The sequence below is a fragment of the Paenibacillus sp. FSL W8-0194 genome, assembly GCF_037969745.1.
In the GTDB taxonomy this organism is placed as follows: domain Bacteria; phylum Bacillota; class Bacilli; order Paenibacillales; family Paenibacillaceae; genus Paenibacillus_AQ; species Paenibacillus_AQ cookii.
On the sequence record NZ_CP150205.1, the window covers coordinates 3954660 to 3969250 of the forward strand.

Consider the following 14591-nt stretch of genomic DNA (forward strand, 5'->3'; position numbering starts at 1 on the left):
ATTTCCGCTGTCAGCTCAACACATTGACTTCGATTTCCTCCCATTTCATCGCCAGTCTCACGACGTCCTCCTCGACCAATTCGCTGCCGGTCTGCACCTCTATCATTTCAATGTCCGTAATGGCGCGCAGGCTGTGTTTCGCACCCGCAGGGATGACGATGACGTCCCCTTTTCCAATGCTCCGCACTTTGCCGTCCAGCACCATTTCCCCGACGCCGGACACGACGGTCCAAACCTCGCTGCGATGCAAATGATATTGATAACTCAAATTTTTCCCTTGCAGTATGCATATCCGCTTCGTCAATACTTCATTTCCGTTGGGATACTTGATATAGTCCAGCACCCGGTAGCGGCCCCAGCGGCGCTCCTCATACATGGGACGCTGCTCGCCGAATTTCATCACGTCTTTAATCCGCATACTGGCGTTTTTTTCGGATACGAGAATGCCGTCGGGACTTGCCGCCACGATTAAGTTGGGAGCTCCAATGACCGTGATCGGAATGTCCAGCTCGTTAATGACATGCGTACGGGTCGAATCTTCGGTCAACGTGCCTTTCCCGATCAAAGGCGTACGGACCTCTTCCGTCAGCGCGTCCCAGGTGCCCAGGTCCTTCCAGATCCCGCGGTAAGGCATGGCGACAATATTTGTTGCCTGCTCCACGACGGCATAATCAAAGCTGATTTTTTCCATCCGGCTGTACTGGTTTAACAATTCGTCATATTGAATGGGAAGGGAACGCTGGATCAGATGTTCGATGATGTATTCCAGCCGGAAAGCAAATACGCCGCAATTCCATAGGGCCGATTGTTCCATCAAGCGGAGGGCCGCCGGTCCGTCGGGTTTTTCGACGAAATGGCTGACCCGGAAGAACTCCGTTCCATGCGCTTCGGTTATGGACGATTGGGGCACGATATAACCGAATTTAGATGATGGATGGTCCGGCGAAACGCCCATCAAGCCCAGCTCGGCCTTCGTATGTACCATTAGCGACTCCAGCTCTTTCACTTTATCGAAGAACAGGTCCTCCACAAAAAGATCCACCGGAAGGACGATCACGACATCGCTGAGTGCGGCGCCTTTGACGGAGTATAAATAACCGGCAGCCAAGGCGATCGCTGGAAAAGTATCCCTGCGCTCCGGCTCAACAACCAACTCCACCTCGGCTCCAAGCTGGCTCTGGATCAGTTCCACCTGGCTCCTCCCGGTCGCCAAAACGGAACGCTCCCGGAGATTCTTTTGTCCCAGTTGGCCCCAGACGCGCTGCACCATCGACTCCCGCTGGCCCGACGCGCATTCCAAAATTTTCAGAAACTGCTTGGACCGGGTGTCGTTCGATAAAGGCCACAATCGATTTCCGCTTCCGCCGGACAACAAAATGATATGCATCATCAGTAGCTCCTTTTTGCTTCCATAGTCATTTCGCGACTCGTCTTTTCCAGGACAAGCTCCTCAATGCTGGACCGGAGCCGCGCCATAAACACATGCTCGCCGAATTGCTCGGCATGCGCCCGAATATAGGCGGGATCCCAATCATATTGATGGAACCGCTCAATAGCCTCCATCAATGCACCGATCCGCTGTTCCTTAAAAAAGAGTCCCGTTTTTTCCGGCATGACCGTATCCAGAGCACCGCCTCCGCAAAAGGCGATGATCGGCCTGCCGCATGCATTCACCTCAAGCGGCGTAATGCCAAAATCCTCAATGCCGGGAAAAATCAATGCTTTGCAGCGCTGCATATATTGGACCACTTCTTCATCGCTTCGCCTGCCCAAAAACGTGACCGTCGCCCCCGCGATTTTTTCGAGCCTTTGCCGGTCCGGCCCGTCCCCCACGACCAGCAGTCTCTGTCCCAGCAGCGTGCAGGCTTCAACCGCCAGATCGATTTTTTTATAAGACACCAGCCTCGAGACGACAAGAAAGTAGTCTTCAGGCGGCTGCTCTGCAATGTGGAATCGGCTGATATCCACCGGAGGAAAAATAACGGGCGAATGGACGCCGTAACATTGGCCGATCCGTTCCTTGACGATCGTAGAATTCGCGATGATCCGATCCACCTTTTTGGAATTGTACCGGTCCCAGATCCGCAGCGGGTGCGTAAGCCATTTGGCGATCCGTTTTACGGAAGGGGGGACCTCGACTCCCTCCATATACGACTCAAAATTCCACGCAAATCGCATAGGCGTGTGGCAATAGCAGACATGGACGCTTGCCCTGCCCTTTCGCACCCCTTTTGCATACGCGCTGCTGGAGCTGAGGATCAGGTCGTATCCCTTCACGTTCATGGAGCGGACAGCAAACGGATATAACCAGAAAAACAGCTTGAATTTGGATAACACCCATGGAATCCGCTGCATCCAGGTCACCTTGATGACGGCATCCTTTAGTTCCGGAAGCAGCTTATCGCCATCCGCAATCGTCGTATAAATCGGCGCCTGCGGAAACATCTTGTGAAAGACGGCCACGACCCGTTCGGCGCCTCCCATTTGATTCAGGTAGTCATGGACGATTGCAACCTTTAAATCATTCATTTCAACATCTCCCCCGTACGCGGCCGGTCCAAATATTCGTGGTTTGAAGCTGCCAGCAGCTGGTCATAAATAAGCTCGATTTTTTGGGACGTATGCGCAATGGAAAACTTCTCCTTGACCCTCTTCGGCCCGTTCCGGCGAAGAGCCGACCGCAAAGTCTCGTTATCAAGGATGTCGCGGATCCGATGTTGAAGCTCCTCGACATTCCCGATTTCGTACATCAACCCGCTCACGCCATCTTGAATAATCTCCGGAACGCCTCCTCCCCGGGTGGCCACCACCGGCGTTCCTTGCGACATCGCTTCGATAATGACGCGGCCAAAGGGTTCATGGTCCGAACATAATAAAAGGAGATCCGCTGCGCAGCAGATCTCCAAAACATCCTCCCTAAACCCGGTGAATATGACCTTGTCTTCCAGACGCAAGGTTTTGACTTTTTTCTTCAATGTATCGAGATATCGATCATTCTCTTCCCTGAATTTAGCCTCACCCACGATCCAAAGAACGGCGTTCGGCTTCTCCCGAACAAGAGAGGCAAACGCTTCAATCGCATCTTCCTGCCTTTTCCATGGCGCAATTTGCCCGATGATCGCCAAAACTTGCGTCTCATCCGAAGCGCCCATTTCGGAACGGATTCTCTTCCGATACGCTAATCTATCGTCCTGATTCATTTCCCTTAACTCGACTCCGTTATGAACGAGATGGCAGCGCTCTTGCAAATACGGCTCGCCGATTCCCTTTATGACAGGTCTGGAAATGCCAATCAGCGCCTGAGCCCCGCTTCCCGCGATTTTGCGGATGCATTTTCCGATTAACCCCTGAGGAGGCATATCCCGAACATGCCAGACCACCGGCAGCCGATGGTACCATCTGAACAAACTCGCCATGATCCCCGCCCTGATGGAGTTTGCATGAATGAGGTCCACCCTGCTTTTTTTCATGGCCCGCGCAAGCCCCCAGCCCGCCCGCAACATTCCCATCGCATACCACCCGAGAACGAACGGGTTTTTGGTCATTCTTGCGCGAAAACTAGGCAGATGGACCGTTTCAAGCCCCTCGCTGCGTGCTTTTTGCAATAGTTCCCCATCAGGCGCGTAAATGATCGGATGGGCTTTCGTTAAGTGTTTTGCAGTAAGCAGCAGGCTGATTTCTGCGCCGCTAATCGTGCTGGTATGGTTATAAAAAGCTATTTTCATGTTCTGAATACCTTTCTTTTATCGATCTCTTCCGCGAATACTTCGGTAACGGCCTCGGCCACTTTACTCCATGTATACCGGCTCAGCACATGTTCTCTGCACGTTTCCCGAGAAGGAAGAAATGAATCCTTGTTGAGGACATCGATAATCTTTCTTGCAATGGCTTCGGAGGTTCCGTCCTCAAACATTAATTCATCCGAGAGGTGCCGCAAAATCTCCTTCGTTCCGCCTATGGGAGTGCCAAGCACCGGCGTCCCGCACGCAAGGGATTCCACGGTGATCAAGCCGAATCCCTCCAAAGCAAGGGTCGGGACCACGCTGATGTCCGCTGCTTGGTAATACTGCACAAGCTTCTCATCCGAAACCCTGCCAAGCAATGTCACATTCTTAATAAGTCCCAGTTCATCTATCAGCGCTTCATATTCTGCCCGCATCGGCCCGTCGCCCCCAATGAACAGCCGGACATCGGGATGGGACTTGACCACCTCGGCCATGGCATGGATCAAACGGTCAATCCCCATTCTTCGGACTAACCTGCGAATACAAAAAAGCATCGCCTGATTAGGGGCAATGCCTAGTTTAGCCCTCAGTCCTTCACGATCAGGATGGGGGCAAAAGCGATGGTGATCGACCGCGCCGGGGATGATATGGATTCTTTTTTCATCGATGCCGTAGTTTTCGGCCAAAATATTGCGGAAATATTCGCTCAGTACGATGAAGCTGTCCGCTCGGCGATAGGTGAGCTGCTCCACCTGTTTTTTCATCCATAACCTTGCTTCCTTTACGACTTTGGTCACCGACTTGCCCGACTGCACCTCGGTTTCCAAAGCCCAGGGACCGTGAAAATGGGAAACGATGGGGACGTGCGGCGGAATGATTCCCCTTGTGACCAGCGTCGTATAAAAAGCAAAATGCGGATTAAAAACATCCGGGCGAAAAGAGCGTATGGCTTGCAGGGTGTGATTTCGAACCGATTTCATCCGCGGAAGGAAATGTTCCGCTTCCAGTTCCTGCGCAACATTTTTGATGTTCAAATCGGTTTCCACTTGGATCCCCCTGGGTGCAACCACAAGTCCGAGCTCCGCATGGCCATGTTTCCTCATCGCATTTGAATAGTCGGCAAAATAACGATTCAATCCTCCATATTGGACGTCGATCCAACCCATTCCAGTCGAAAGCACATTCATTGTATCTCCCTTTTCTTCAGTAGAATTGTCAGGAACTCTCTTTCCAAATGCAGATTGTTTGGCGGTAAGCCTTTATTTCGCTGCCTGATTTGATATCAGTACTTTTCCGATTTGATCTACGATGTCGACCCTTTCGTCCGCGTAATTCATTTTGACTTGAGGAACCTCCTCTTTTTTCATCGTTTGCTTTATGGTTCTTGCCAGACTGTAAGGGTCCGGGGCTTCGGCGTTGGATATGCCCGTGATATATTCGTTCCACTCTGCAAGCCCGCCAACATTAAACACCACAACCGGTTTACCGTAACTTCGCGCTTCAGGAACTACCAATCCGGCCGGCTCGGGCAATATAGAAGGTACCACAATGACATCGGCTGCTTCATACCATTTTCCTACATCCGTGCCGGGTACCGACCCGATAAAAGCAATGGTGTGACTTAGATTTAATTCTTCGGTAAGCTGTACCAGCTTGCTTTCAAACCAACCTTTTCCTGCAATGGTGCATGTCACCTTCATGCCTTCATCCAATAAAATTTTTACCGCTTTGATCAAATATTGGACGCCTTTATTATATGAAAGCCTGCCCATGAACAATATATGGATCGGGTCATCGTTATTTTTCTCAACGATGTTTATCTCTTTAGGAAGTTCTAACACTGAGCCTAAAGAAACATCAAAAATAGTGATTTGTTCTTCCGGAATGCCTTCTTGCATTAAATACGATTTCATTGATTTGCTGATGGTGTACACCCAGTTGCATGATTTTAATGTATTCATCATCGTTTTATGCACCAATAAAGATTTAACGGCCTTGGTTGGCGAGGGGTTGGTCCCGCACCTTCTTGTATACCAGTTCTGAAGGCATTTTGCTCCGGAAGTGATATAACAAATTTCGTCTTTGTCCCGAAACAGCCGGGTTCCTGACGGGCACGGGATACTATGTACTATGGCTAAAACCGGATATTTTTTTGAAAGTTCCCTCACTAAACCGATCGTTCTGATACTGACATGCCACACGATGAGGTCCGGGTTGCATCCCGAAATTTTCTTATAGCTTGTTTCGTTGTTGTCATCCAGTTTAATGATATTTAAGGGCTGCTCCCCCCAGTTATTGTTTTCCTCAAGTTCATAAACCGCCGATATGGCACGGTTTGTTTGCTTTTCAAGTTTTAACGTCAAGTTATAGATAAAGCGGCTGACCCCGCCGATCGATAACATCCCATCCGCCAATTGGACGATAACCATGCGACTTCCCCTCCCTTTTAAAAAAATTACGTCATTCCTTTAACTTTCTGTTTTTTTCTGTTCAATATATTTAACGCTTTGACCGTCTCTGCAGGTCTGATGAACAACCGCACCATTTTGGGATGTATTCTCATCATGTTCGAGGCGGCAAGCCCCTTCTTATAACTCCAATAAAACATCAAGCACCATTTCACCAGGCTCGATACAATGACCCCCAAAGGAGCACCAATATTACCTACGACGGGCAATAACAAATACATCGCCGAAATGCCGGACGCCAGTCCGACGATCTCCGCGATCGTTATTCGGTTAAAGTCGCCTTTGGTATTTAAATATGACACCAAAATACTGTGAGCGACTTTAAAGGGGGCCACCAATAAAAACGCGATAGCCATGGGAATAGATAATAAATATTCATTTCCATAGAGAACCGGAAGTAAGAAATAGGTAACGATTGAGCCGCACAAGCACACCAACATCGAGCCGTAAAACAAAAGACTATGCGTGTCTTCCACCTTTTTTGCCCGTTCTTCCTCGTTAAGATCCATCAACTTCGGCCAGAAATAGAAGCTTAAGGAACCGATCATAAGAGACGGGACAATGGTGCCGATGCTGATCGCTACGCTATACAACCCTAAGACATAACTGGACAACAACATCGAAATAACGATCTGGTCCAGTCCCCCGCTAAATACGCCCACGACAACCGTTCCAAATATTTGCACCCCTTTTTTTGAAAGCTGCCGGGAATATTGAAGCACCGATTTGAATTTCGGCTTAATCATTCGAATTAATGATATAAATAGAATCGCAAGAACAAACATAACCCAAAGATAATAGATCGTGATGTAATTTTTAACATTGTATACGTTAAATGCAATCAATGCGGACATGATGACTAATGAACCTACAGGGAGGCTGAACTTGAACAACATGATTTTCTTAAACGCATTTAAAGTTTGCAGATTCCCTACAATCCCGTCCGAAAGCACGGTAAAGGGCAACGTAATCAGCAGAACTCTTAGCAGGCTAAGTACGTGTTCCGCGTCCTCCCCCATGGCATAAGGCAAAAAGACTTCTCCTGCAACAAGTCCTATTAAACCGGCCAAAGGAGCGATGATTAAGTAGGCTCCAAGGTAATATTCCCTTTCGTTTGATGAAGTCTTTCCCATATACACGACCGCCCCCGGCAAACCGAAAGCACATAGCCCTCCGAGCAACAGCAGCCACTGATTGATGATCGCAAGCTCTCCTCTGCCTGTAGGCCCAAGGTAGCGTGCACTTAGGATCCCCGTTATAAAATTAATGACTAATATCGATAAGTTCACCGCAAGTCCCGAAAAAAAAAGTTTCTTCACAATATATGCACTCACCTTAAGGTCCTATGGTTACATTCCATGAGACGAATTGTGGACGACAACTAGGATCAAAGCTCGTTCAACAGGATGAATTCAACCTCTCTTCAGTTCCTCGTAAATTCTCAGTGTTTCTCTTGCCACTCTTTCGATTGAATAATATTCCAGTCCTTGTAAAGCTCGTTTGCGATAATGTTCTCTGACACCGGCGTCTTTTAGCATTCTTAAAATGGCTTCGGCCAGCTGATCCGGAGATTTTGGCGGAACTAACATGCCCGATTTTCCAAAGTCCAATGCTTCCGGAATGCCGTCAACATTCGTTGCGACAATCGGACAACCCGCTTCCCGAGCCTCAATCAGTACCAAGCCAAACGATTCTTTGTGCGAAGGCAGCACGAAAACATCCGCGGCCCCCATATATTTTTGGGGATGCGGCTTATAGCCCAAAAAATGAATCTGCGACTTTCTCAGGGACTCGTTCGCCTTCATTTCAAATTTAGGCCTGTCTGGACCATCTCCCAAAAGATATAAATGGGCTTCAGGACATTCCGCACCAACGATTTCAAACGCCTCGATCAGATCCTGAATCCCTTTCCGCTCATAAAGTCCGGCTACGGTAACAATAGACGGTCCTTTCAGCTGGATTTCCTCATCGGCGGCTTCTTTTCTGGGACTCCCGACCGTACCGTTCAGAACAACATGCAATTTTTGCTCTTGTACGCCTCGGCTTAACATCGATTTGGCCACCGCTTGGCTTACGGCAATGACGGAATCGCCCACTTTCATGAAATCCGCGCTTTTCTGGAACTCGTTATGTACATGGGTGACGATTTTATATTTTCGAAGTCCTCTAAAAAGACGTGACAAAAGAGCCCCAGTCATCATATGCGCATGAACAATATCCGGCTTGAACTGTTTGACCAATTTCCGATAATGATAAAAAGCCCGTACCATCTGTACCGGCTTTCTCGTTTGATCAAGCTTGTAATGCCGTATGTTGTTTCTTTGCAATAATTCGACGTACTCCCCTCCCCCTGATGCAACCGCTACATTATGTCCGAATTTGGCTTGACTGCATGCAAGGTCTATCATAACGTTTACGATGCCGTTGCCGGATTGTTTAACATGGTTGGCTATATGCAGAATATTCAAGATATTCCCTCGCTTCATGATCGTTTATGAATACATTTCCTCAGGTTTTTGCAAGGATCCTCATCATCTTGTAGAGTGGATTAACCTTAAGTATTTTTCAGCCATGCTGCCCCAAGTGTGTTTCCGGGCAACTTCCCTGGCCCTTTTGGACATTATTTTCAGCCTCTCTTTGTTGAATAACAACTCATTTAAGATATGAACCAGCCCTTCGGTATCGTCAGGGTCTTCCATGACGACCGCCGAATCCTCCGACAACAGCTCCACAGCGCCGCATTTACTGCTCGTGATTACCGGCAGTCCCGATGCCATGGCCTCCAATACTACGAGCGAAAAGGGTTCGTATCTTGATGGAAAAATAAATAAATCGACCAGGGACATCAGTTCGGCAACATTCTTTCTGTAGCCCAGGAAATGAACACGATCGCTTAGGCCTAACGTTTCGGCTAATTTCGGATAACTGCTCTTCTCCGTATAGCCAAGCACCAGTAGGTGTATATTCTCCACCTTAACCAAAGCATGAAGGACTGTATCCAGATTTTTTCTGGAAGACCTTAAGTCTCCCGCAAACAAAGCATAAACCTTGTTTTCATCCAATTGATAATCCTTCCGGCTCATCGACCTCGGATAAAATTCATCCAAATCTACGCCATTGGTAATGACAGAGATCCGTGAGGGTTCTATTTTGGCGTCTCCTGCCAATTCCCGTTTGACCTGCTCCGATACGGAAATAATATGTTTGGTGCGTTTCATGGCAAAACGCTCCAAGGATGCGTTTAATCTGTTATATATATATTGGTACAAGGTTTTCAGGTTTTTCCTTTCACGGAATGGATGATATTTCGATTTGACCCACGCGCTGTGGACGAAATGTATACAGTTGATATCCGACCGTGCATAGGTAATAAAACCGTTGACCACGGTCAGATCGATATGTTTGCGGTGACTCCATAACCAAATTGCGGACAGTAACGCAAAAGCCTGATATCGCAATAATAATGTAGGAATTTTTCTCATATTGATTCGGATCCATTTGACTTGGCCATGATTCCGCAGTTCGTCCGAGAGCTCCGCAGATATAACCGTGATCTCATGCCCTTGCCTAATCGCTTCAACCATCACTTCATAGTTGACCCGTCCTTGTCCATCTCCCTTGATTACCTTATGCGTGACAAAACAGATTCTCATAGGCTTACCTCTTTCTTCGCCATGCGACCTCCCAGCGAGTGCCCCAATATCGTGTTCAATAGCGCCCTTGCTATTTTGTCGTGCCCCAAACCGTTAGGGTGAAACCGGTCTTCCAGATAGTCGTTCCACTTGTGCAAGTTCTGAGCGGCATCGCATACCAGTACCCGATTCGCGGATTGAGGATCATTGCAAATTTCATGAAACACTTGCCGGTACATTCGAATGGACTCCGATGCCCCCGGGAAATATTTGTCCTCAATATCGCTTGTCGCGAGCAAAATAATGTAGGTGTTCCTGTTATGGTTCAGCACATTCTGGACAAATTCTGTCGTGTGCATTCTGAATTCCTCTAAACTCATCCACGGCTTGCCACCAAACATTTGAATGAGCGCAACCTTGGCGCGCCAGCGAGCACCCGATTCAACCTTTTCCATGACCCTCCGGAACGTACGGGTCGAATAATAAGGTCTGGGATCCATCCAGCCCGGTCTTCTCCAACGCTTAGGCATCCATTTCAAATGCTTTTTCTGCACACGAGGGATCGCTTCGGTGATCCCATGAGCAAATACAACGATGTCCGGCTGCATTTCCAAGATGCGCTGCTCATGCCTTTCCCTGGACTCGCTGACCTGCATCGCACTGGAACCGAAGTTGACGATATGCACGGGCTGGGCTACCTGGGCTTTGAGTTGGGCTTGCAGCAGATTGGCATAATTTGTTTTAGATCTTATGACGCCCAGCCCTTCGGTAATGGAATCTCCTATAAAAACGATTTGCATGTTACGTGTCCCTCCGCTTTGGAATCGTATGCGAAAAAGCAAACGAAATCACGAGCATTAGAATGTACCCCGATAACCCGCTGAGCACATTGCTGCCCAACAGAAGAAATAACGTAGCGCTGATGGCTGCAAATGATATAGGGGCGTAAATTTTCTCCTTTTTACTGATTTTAAATAGAAGAAAAAAAATATAGATTAACATGAAGATCACGCCAAGCCCTAATGGTAAGCCGAATAAATAAAATAAATTCAAATACCCGTTATCAAAAACCTTTAAGGTGTCGGAACTTTGCGTCAGCTTAACTCCGAGCCCCGAACTGCCTATTCCTCGCCCGAGCGGATGTGAAATGACATCCGAAACGATATTCCTAGCAAATACCAATCGTTCATTGAATGAATGGTCTTCCTCCAGTGACTCGAATGTACTTATGCGAGAAGATACCTCGTTTGCGCCGGGCAATGCCGGAAGAACAAAGACATACGCCAAAATCATGAACACACTCAGGGCTAGCAATTTGACCTTACTCTTTAAATGGGAACGAGCAAAGTATCCCAGGATCATAATGATGCTGCAAATCCAGCTTACCCGAACCAATGTAAGCAACAATGCAAACCCTACAATCATGATGCCTACAATACCAAGCACTCTCCATTTCTTCTGTACAATCATGATCGAAAGAGCGAATCCGAGGAACAATCCGGCTGGTCCGGGAGAATTCAGGAAAGAAAACAGCCTGAATTTTTGAGGCTCCGGAAGACCGACCGAATTCATCTCTGCATGGACCATCCAAAAGTAATCCCATGGCGGGAGGACCAGATATTGGTATATCCCATATGAGCCGACGAGGACAGCAAGGCAAGCGTAACTTCGTAACCACCGATCCCAAACCGTACGATCGAATTTGCTGATATGAACATAGACGAATACCAGGAATGGGACGAGCAAGCTCAGCAATTCATACACGGAAGATAGGCCATATTTCAGAAACCCGAGAAGAAACCCGTAGATCAACGCTGCCCCAATAATATTCAATATCAATCTGACTCGAGAATCCATCTGTTTAAAATGTTTAAGGATGGGGATAAGCAAAATCAGACTGACGCAATACGGCGTCAGCATGATCATCGACGTATCGTTATACGTTTTAAAGGTCCAGTCCAAAAAGCGCCTTGCTTCCGGGCTGACCGTCCAGATCATGAGCGTATAGGGGATAAGATTGTGGGGGCTTTTAAAATACATATGCAGACCAAGCAACAAGCCGAGCAGCAGAAATGCCGTCTCTAACAGTTTCATATGCAGGGAATCAACCGAACCCGCATATCCAATTGCTGCCCCGAGCGCGACAAATCCACCAGTCCTTATCGTACCCGAAAAGATGCGGGAAACGGCTTTCAGCCCCACATTTATTCCAAAGACCCTTTCCATGTTTTCCAGCCACCCCATCTGCCTTTAAATGCCAGCGCTACTTTTTTCAAAGCCATGCCCTTTTGACTTGGAAGCATCCGCATGCCCTGGACCACTCCAGGCGAAGACTTGCTTCCTACCGCCACCACCCAGATCAAAAACATGATTCGGTTCATAAACCTCATATGTTTGAGCATCGCATAGGTTTCATTATGTGCAGCATTAAAAAAAGCTGTTTCGTTGAAACTGTGACGTTGGTCTTCATCGAATCTCACGGCCGGAAAATGGTCCACGAGTACATTAGGATCATAAAGAAGTTTCCAGCCTTTCTTCTTGACAGCCTGGCTGAATTCCAGCTCATTATGAATTTGTGCCCCTGTCCCCTTCAGCTTCTCGTCGAAAGTCAGCCCTCGTATTGCCTCTCTCCTAAAGCTCATATTGGCTCCCTTGAGGATATCCACTTCGCGAACGTCCCCCATACCAATATGATGATTGCCGATAATGCGCCCATAAGGCCTAATCATTCCTACCTGGCGTTTTTGGGGCGGAACCGGTTTCCCTCCATGATGGACAATATCCCTTCCGCCAACGCCGCCAACGTCAGGTCTTTTTATGTAATGTCGTTCCATGTTCAGCAGCCAATCGGGATGCGGGACCGTATCATCGTCAGTAAGCGCTACGATCGCGCCTGTGCTATTCAAGATCCCCGCGTTGAGCGCGGCAATCATGCCGCCTCGTTCAACCAAAGCAACTTTAAGCACGTTCAAGTCAAGCGAAGACAGGTAATGCAGCGTAGCATGATCCGAATTTCTAACGACGATCACTATTTCGTCGGGAAACCGGGCCTGCCTGCGTATGCCTTCAATGCAGTTCACGAGCGTATCCACTCTGTTATAAGTAGGTATAACCACACTTATTGATAATTTCATGATTTAAACACGCTCCATTAGTAGGCCGAATTTGGAAAAATCATGATTTTGATCGTCCGGAATATGAGTTTTACGTCTAACCAGAGACCTCTACGTTCAATATATTCCAAGTCCAATGCGATCATCTGGTCAAAACTGAGGTTGCTCCGACCACTCACCTGCCATAAGCCCGTACATCCCGGGCTTACTTTCAATCGAAGCTTATCCAAGTTGCTATAGAGTTCGACTTCCCGGGGCAATGCCGGCCTTGGACCTACTAACGACATATCGCCCCGAATCACATTCCATAGTTGGGGAAGTTCGTCAATACTTGTCTTTCGAATCCATTTTCCGATTCTGGTCACTCGTGGATCATTCTTCATCTTAAACATCGCACCGCTGACCTCATTTTGATCCAATAGTTCCTCCAACATTTCTTCCGCGTTCGACACCATCGAGCGGAATTTAAACATTCGAAAAGGCTTTCCTCCCTTTCCGATGCGTGTCTGGTAAAACAAAACGGACGCTTTCGGGTCATCCAGCTTAATAAGGATCGATATGATTAGTAAGAATGGGGATAAGACCATAAGTCCGATCAATGCTAACATAAAGTCCAGCAAGCGCTTAGTTCCCATGTAAATGATTTTAGGATCTGCTTCCAGAGCTATTTCGCCTGCATAACTGGACTCCCCCTTAAACCAAACATCCGTTTCGTTCCTTTGCGGATTGGGGTACATGAATCATTCACCTCAGCGATTTATTTTGCCTAAATGCTCTCTTTCAAGAATCTTCTCCATTCCTTGCAAAAGGGGCGTTCGCAGCTCCCTGTTTTGAAGGGCAAAGTCCAAAGTCGTCATGATAAATCCCAGCTTTTCGCCCACGTCGTACCGCGTTCCTTCAAAATCATACGCATACACGCCTTGACTTTCATTCAGCTGCTGAATGGCGTCGGTCAATTGGATTTCCCCGCCGGTTCCTTCCTCCAGCTGCTCCAAAAAATAAAAAATTTCAGGGGTCAGTATGTATCTGCCCATGATTGCCAAATTTGACGGAGCTTCACCTTCGGATGGTTTTTCCACAACGTAGTTCACTTCGTATAATTGTCCTGATTTTCCCAGCACGGACACGATTCCGTAACGTTGCGTTTGGTCATGCGGGACCATTTGCACGCCTATGACGGATTTCTGTACCTGCTCAAACTGTTCTGCCAGCTGCCTAATGCAGGGCGTCCGGGATTGTACAATGTCATCCCCTAGTAAAACGGCGAACGGTTCGTTTCCGATAAAATTTCTGGCGCACCATACCGCGTGCCCAAGCCCTTTCGGTTCCTTCTGACGTATGTAATGAATATCTACATTCGAGGAACGGCGTACTTCATCAAGCAAATCGAACTTCCCTTTGCTGAACAAATTATTCTCCAGTTCAAATGCATGGTCAAAATGATCTTCAATGGACCTCTTGCCTTTGCCCGTTACGATAATGATATCCTCAATACCCGAAGCCACGGCTTCTTCCACAATATATTGAATCGTAGGCTTATCCACGATCGGAAGCATTTCTTTAGGCATGGCTTTCGTGGCTGGCAAAAACCGGGTTCCAAGGCCAGCTGCAGGAATGATCGCTTTTTTTACTTTTCTCATCTTCATCCTCTAC

The 14591-nt window shown here is 47.8% G+C and carries 13 protein-coding genes; all 13 read right to left on the reverse strand.

The genetic code is table 11. The annotated features are described in order from the left end of the window. Positions 1-10: 10 nt before the first annotated feature. Positions 11-1387 (reverse strand): sugar phosphate nucleotidyltransferase, encoded by a 1377-nt coding sequence (locus MKY58_RS18030; protein WP_339325195.1) that lies wholly within the window; start codon positions 1385-1387, stop codon positions 11-13. 2 nt (positions 1388-1389) lie between these two features. After that, the gene (locus tag MKY58_RS18035) at positions 1390-2529 is read right to left on the reverse strand and encodes a glycosyltransferase (RefSeq protein ID WP_339321464.1); all 1140 of its coding nucleotides are present in this window, start codon (positions 2527-2529) and stop codon (positions 1390-1392) included. Continuing rightward, the gene (locus tag MKY58_RS18040; RefSeq protein ID WP_339321465.1) at positions 2526-3725 is read right to left on the reverse strand and encodes a glycosyltransferase family 4 protein; all 1200 of its coding nucleotides are present in this window, start codon (positions 3723-3725) and stop codon (positions 2526-2528) included. The genes MKY58_RS18035 and MKY58_RS18040 overlap by 4 nt, the downstream gene beginning before the upstream one ends. Further along, the gene (locus MKY58_RS18045; protein WP_339321466.1) at positions 3722-4912 is read right to left on the reverse strand and encodes a glycosyltransferase family 4 protein; all 1191 of its coding nucleotides are present in this window, start codon (positions 4910-4912) and stop codon (positions 3722-3724) included. The genes MKY58_RS18040 and MKY58_RS18045 overlap by 4 nt, the downstream gene beginning before the upstream one ends. Before the next feature lie 72 nt (positions 4913-4984). Continuing rightward, complete coding sequence (locus tag MKY58_RS18050; protein ID WP_339321467.1) at positions 4985-6154, reverse strand: glycosyltransferase; 1170 nt, start codon at positions 6152-6154, stop codon at positions 4985-4987. A gap of 26 nt (positions 6155-6180) precedes the next feature. Further along, positions 6181-7512: an oligosaccharide flippase family protein gene (locus MKY58_RS18055; RefSeq protein ID WP_339321468.1), complete on the reverse strand. Its 1332-nt coding sequence runs from the start codon at positions 7510-7512 to the stop codon at positions 6181-6183. Between the two features lie 93 nt (positions 7513-7605). Beyond that, complete coding sequence (locus tag MKY58_RS18060; protein WP_339321469.1) at positions 7606-8661, reverse strand: glycosyltransferase family 4 protein; 1056 nt, start codon at positions 8659-8661, stop codon at positions 7606-7608. Between the two features lie 63 nt (positions 8662-8724). Further along, positions 8725-9846: a glycosyltransferase family 4 protein gene (locus tag MKY58_RS18065; RefSeq protein WP_339321470.1), complete on the reverse strand. Its 1122-nt coding sequence runs from the start codon at positions 9844-9846 to the stop codon at positions 8725-8727. Then, positions 9843-10625 carry an SGNH/GDSL hydrolase family protein gene (locus tag MKY58_RS18070; protein ID WP_339321471.1) on the reverse strand — a complete coding sequence of 261 codons (783 nt, stop codon included), beginning with the start codon at positions 10623-10625 and terminating at the stop codon, positions 9843-9845. Before MKY58_RS18070 ends, MKY58_RS18065 begins: the two co-directional genes overlap by 4 nt. A 1-nt stretch (position 10626) precedes the next feature. Beyond that, the gene (locus MKY58_RS18075; RefSeq protein WP_339321472.1) at positions 10627-12051 is read right to left on the reverse strand and encodes a hypothetical protein; all 1425 of its coding nucleotides are present in this window, start codon (positions 12049-12051) and stop codon (positions 10627-10629) included. Next, positions 12030-12959, reverse strand: coding sequence for a glycosyltransferase (locus MKY58_RS18080; protein WP_339321473.1), 930 nt, complete (start codon positions 12957-12959; stop codon positions 12030-12032). The genes MKY58_RS18075 and MKY58_RS18080 overlap by 22 nt, the downstream gene beginning before the upstream one ends. A gap of 17 nt (positions 12960-12976) precedes the next feature. Continuing rightward, positions 12977-13675, reverse strand: a complete 699-nt coding sequence (locus MKY58_RS18085; RefSeq protein WP_339321474.1) for a sugar transferase — start codon at positions 13673-13675, stop codon at positions 12977-12979. Positions 13676-13687: 12 nt separating this feature from the next. Then, positions 13688-14578, reverse strand: coding sequence for a UTP--glucose-1-phosphate uridylyltransferase GalU (galU, locus tag MKY58_RS18090; RefSeq protein ID WP_339321475.1), 891 nt, complete (start codon positions 14576-14578; stop codon positions 13688-13690). Positions 14579-14591: the final 13 nt, after the last annotated feature.

What these genes read in the sequence shown, in the direction of transcription:
- MKY58_RS18075 (WP_339321472.1), bottom strand. Translation starts at nt 12,051, where the DNA reads ATGGAAAGGGTCTTTGGAATAAATGTGGGGCTGAAAGCCGTTTCCCGC.
- MKY58_RS18050 (WP_339321467.1), bottom strand. Translation starts at nt 6,154, where the DNA reads ATGGTTATCGTCCAATTGGCGGATGGGATGTTATCGATCGGCGGGGTC.
- MKY58_RS18085 (WP_339321474.1), bottom strand. Translation starts at nt 13,675, where the DNA reads ATGTACCCCAATCCGCAAAGGAACGAAACGGATGTTTGGTTTAAGGGG.
- MKY58_RS18080 (WP_339321473.1), bottom strand. Translation starts at nt 12,959, where the DNA reads ATGAAATTATCAATAAGTGTGGTTATACCTACTTATAACAGAGTGGAT.
- galU (WP_339321475.1), bottom strand. Translation starts at nt 14,578, where the DNA reads ATGAGAAAAGTAAAAAAAGCGATCATTCCTGCAGCTGGCCTTGGAACC.
- MKY58_RS18070 (WP_339321471.1), bottom strand. Translation starts at nt 10,625, where the DNA reads ATGCAAATCGTTTTTATAGGAGATTCCATTACCGAAGGGCTGGGCGTC.
- MKY58_RS18045 (WP_339321466.1), bottom strand. Translation starts at nt 4,912, where the DNA reads ATGAATGTGCTTTCGACTGGAATGGGTTGGATCGACGTCCAATATGGA.
- MKY58_RS18040 (WP_339321465.1), bottom strand. Translation starts at nt 3,725, where the DNA reads ATGAAAATAGCTTTTTATAACCATACCAGCACGATTAGCGGCGCAGAA.
- MKY58_RS18065 (WP_339321470.1), bottom strand. Translation starts at nt 9,846, where the DNA reads ATGAGAATCTGTTTTGTCACGCATAAGGTAATCAAGGGAGATGGACAA.
- MKY58_RS18030 (WP_339325195.1), bottom strand. Translation starts at nt 1,387, where the DNA reads ATGCATATCATTTTGTTGTCCGGCGGAAGCGGAAATCGATTGTGGCCT.
- MKY58_RS18035 (WP_339321464.1), bottom strand. Translation starts at nt 2,529, where the DNA reads ATGAATGATTTAAAGGTTGCAATCGTCCATGACTACCTGAATCAAATG.